The organism is Bacteroides sp. AM23-12, from assembly GCF_003434395.1.
Taxonomy (GTDB): Bacteria; Bacteroidota; Bacteroidia; order Bacteroidales; family Bacteroidaceae; genus Bacteroides; species Bacteroides thetaiotaomicron.
In genome coordinates this window covers 1-2,545 of sequence record NZ_QTLF01000079.1, presented here as the reverse complement: position 1 = coordinate 2,545, position 2,545 = coordinate 1, and the positions used below count along the sequence as shown (strand labels likewise).

3 protein-coding genes are annotated in these 2,545 nt (G+C 45.4%); all 3 read left to right on the top strand.

Going from position 1 to position 2,545, the window contains the following annotated elements; translation table 11 throughout:
• Positions 1–69 precede the first annotated feature (69 nt).
• The 3 genes from DW640_RS23115 to DW640_RS23105 all read left to right on the top strand — a co-directional run bounded on the left by DW640_RS23115 (position 70) and on the right by DW640_RS23105 (position 2,441).
• On the top strand, positions 70–441 hold the full coding sequence (locus DW640_RS23115; protein ID WP_005805145.1) for a hypothetical protein: 372 nt from the start codon (positions 70–72) through the stop codon (positions 439–441).
• Positions 425–796: an IS66 family insertion sequence element accessory protein TnpB gene (tnpB, locus tag DW640_RS23110; protein WP_015531149.1), complete on the top strand. Its 372-nt coding sequence runs from the start codon at positions 425–427 to the stop codon at positions 794–796. Before DW640_RS23115 ends, tnpB begins: the two co-directional genes overlap by 17 nt.
• Before the next feature lie 73 nt (positions 797–869).
• A complete protein-coding gene (locus DW640_RS23105) occupies positions 870–2,441 on the top strand; it encodes an IS66-like element ISBthe6 family transposase (protein ID WP_005805141.1) in 1,572 nt (523 codons plus the stop codon).
• Positions 2,442–2,545: the final 104 nt, after the last annotated feature.

Genomic DNA, 2,545 nt, shown 5'->3' with positions numbered 1-2,545 from the left:
TGTAAGCCCCCGATAAAGTACCCGTTGTCTTTGTATCTTTAAGTCTCGATCTTTGCCAGAAAAAAGACTATGCAAAAAATGAGTAAAGAAGAATTCATTGAAATCCTGTCTCGTCAACAGCGTAGCGGTTTGACGATAAAAGACTTCTGTATAAATGAAGCCTATACCGAATCAAGCTTTTACTATTGGAAAGGAAAGTTTGGCCTATCGAGGCGTTATCATATGGATAGGCATTCTTCCTCTTTAGAGGAGTTTGCACCGGTTAGCCTCACCTCTTCACCTGCTTCCCACTCTGCCTGTGATAGTGGCGCTATACAAACGGGTGAGATCCGGATAGAGTTCCCCGGTGGTATTATCGCCCACTTCAGTGGTATGGCTGAATCCCAGGCGGCCATGCAATTGCTCACTCAACTCTGCAATCGCCATGTTTTGCCTGAATGACACGATGCGCTACTTTCTCTGTCCGGGTAAGACAGATATGCGTAAAGGTATGAACTCATTATGCGGGGTTGTTCATGATAAAATGGGATATGATGTCCGTTTAGGTGATGTGTTTATCTTTATCAACCGCCAGCGCACTACAATGAAACTGCTACACGCGGAAGATGGCGGACTGGTTTTGTACATAAAACGACTTGAAGAAGGCACTTTCCGCCTTCCCTCTTATGACAAAGAAAGCAAGTCGTACCCTATGCAGTGGCGTGACCTGGTTCTGATGGTAGAGGGAATCAACGACGAACCTTCCAAAAGGCTCAAACGTCTGAAAGCGTTACGAAAAAGTGACATGCAGTACTGAAAAACAGCAGGTGAAACCTTGATTATACGGTTGCTTTTCTGTATTTTTGTATTGTTCAAAACAGGTATGACGAATGACTCAGACAGAAACATTAGAACTTTTGGTGGCCACACTCCAGCAGGCTAATAGCTCCCAGTCTGAGTCAATCGAGCGTCTGACCCGGCAGAACGAACAGCTGCAAAATAAGCTTCAGGAACTGCTGGCTCAGGTAGCCTGGTTAAATCGTCAGTTATTCGGCCGTAAGAGCGAGAAATTAGCCCATCTGGATCCGAACCAGCTATCACTGTTCGATCCACCTGTTCAGCCGTTGGAACACGAAATACCGGAAGAAGCCGCAGCCCAAGAACCTGTCTGCTCGACGACTCCCAAAAAGAAAGTGCGTCAGAACCGCAACATGTTGGATGGCCTTCCTGTAGTGGAGATTGTCATAGAACCCGAAGGAGTCGATCCGGATAAATACAAGCGCATAGGCGAGGAACGCACACGTACACTTGAATTTGAACCGGGCAAATTATACGTAAAAGAGATCATACGTCCCAAGTATGGCCTGAAAGACAATATAAGTTTGCCTCAGGGGCATCAGGGCAGTGTTATTATAGCCCCTCTTCCGCTATTGCCTATCTACAAGGGACTTCCCGGTGCCAGCCTGCTCACTGAAATCCTCTTGCAAAAATATGAATATCATGTACCATTCTATCGTCAGGTGCGTGAGTTTCACCATTTAGGCCTGAAGATCTCGGAAAACACGCTTCAGGGGTGGTTCAAACCTGCCTGTGAATTACTTAAACCTCTCTATGAAGAGTTGAAGAAACAGGTATTGAAGGCCGACTATATCCAGGTGGACGAAACGACATTACCGGTTATCAACAAACAGAATCATAAAGCGGTTAAGGAATACTTGTGGATAGTCAGGGCGGTTATGGATGGATTGGTCTTCTTTCATTATGATGACGGTTCCCGCTCACAGGAAACAGCCTGGAAATTATTACAAACCTTCAAAGGATATCTTCAAAGTGACGGCTATGCGGCCTACAACATCTTTGAGGGTAAGAAAGAGGTGTGCCTTGTCGGATGCCTTGCCCACATAAGGCGACATTACGAGGTTGCCAAAGAAGAGAATGAATCCCTGGCCGGATATGTTCTGGCTCAAATACAGCAACTCTATCGGATCGAACAGATTGCCGACCAGGAGGAACTCACTTATGAGCAACGCATGCTTAGAAGACAGGAACAGGCACTTCCCATACTTGAGCAACTGGAAAAATGGATGGAAACAGCCTATCCGAAAGTGCTTCCTAAAAGCCGGATGGGGCAAGCTATCGCTTACGCGTATCAACTTTGGCCACGTATGAGGAATTATCTGAAAGACGGCAGGCTTAAAATAGATAATAATCTGGCCGAAAATGCGATTCGTCCGATAGCCTTATCAAGAAAAAACTTCTTATTTTGTGGAAACCATGAAGCCGCGCAGAACACTGCCATAATCTGTTCGCTCTTGGCATCATGCAAAGCCTCCAACATTAACCCCCGGGAATGGCTCACGGAGGTGATTGCACTATTGCCGTATTATGCAGCCAACAAGGAGAAAGACCTAAAAGAGCTGCTACCCCATTGCTGGGAATCGGGAAACTCCAAAGAACTCTAATAATACTCTAACGAAAAACAAGAATATAAATACAGAATCACTATAGCTTTGTTCGATTTGCTATAGCGATTCTTTTTTATACGGGTACTTTATCGGGGGATTAC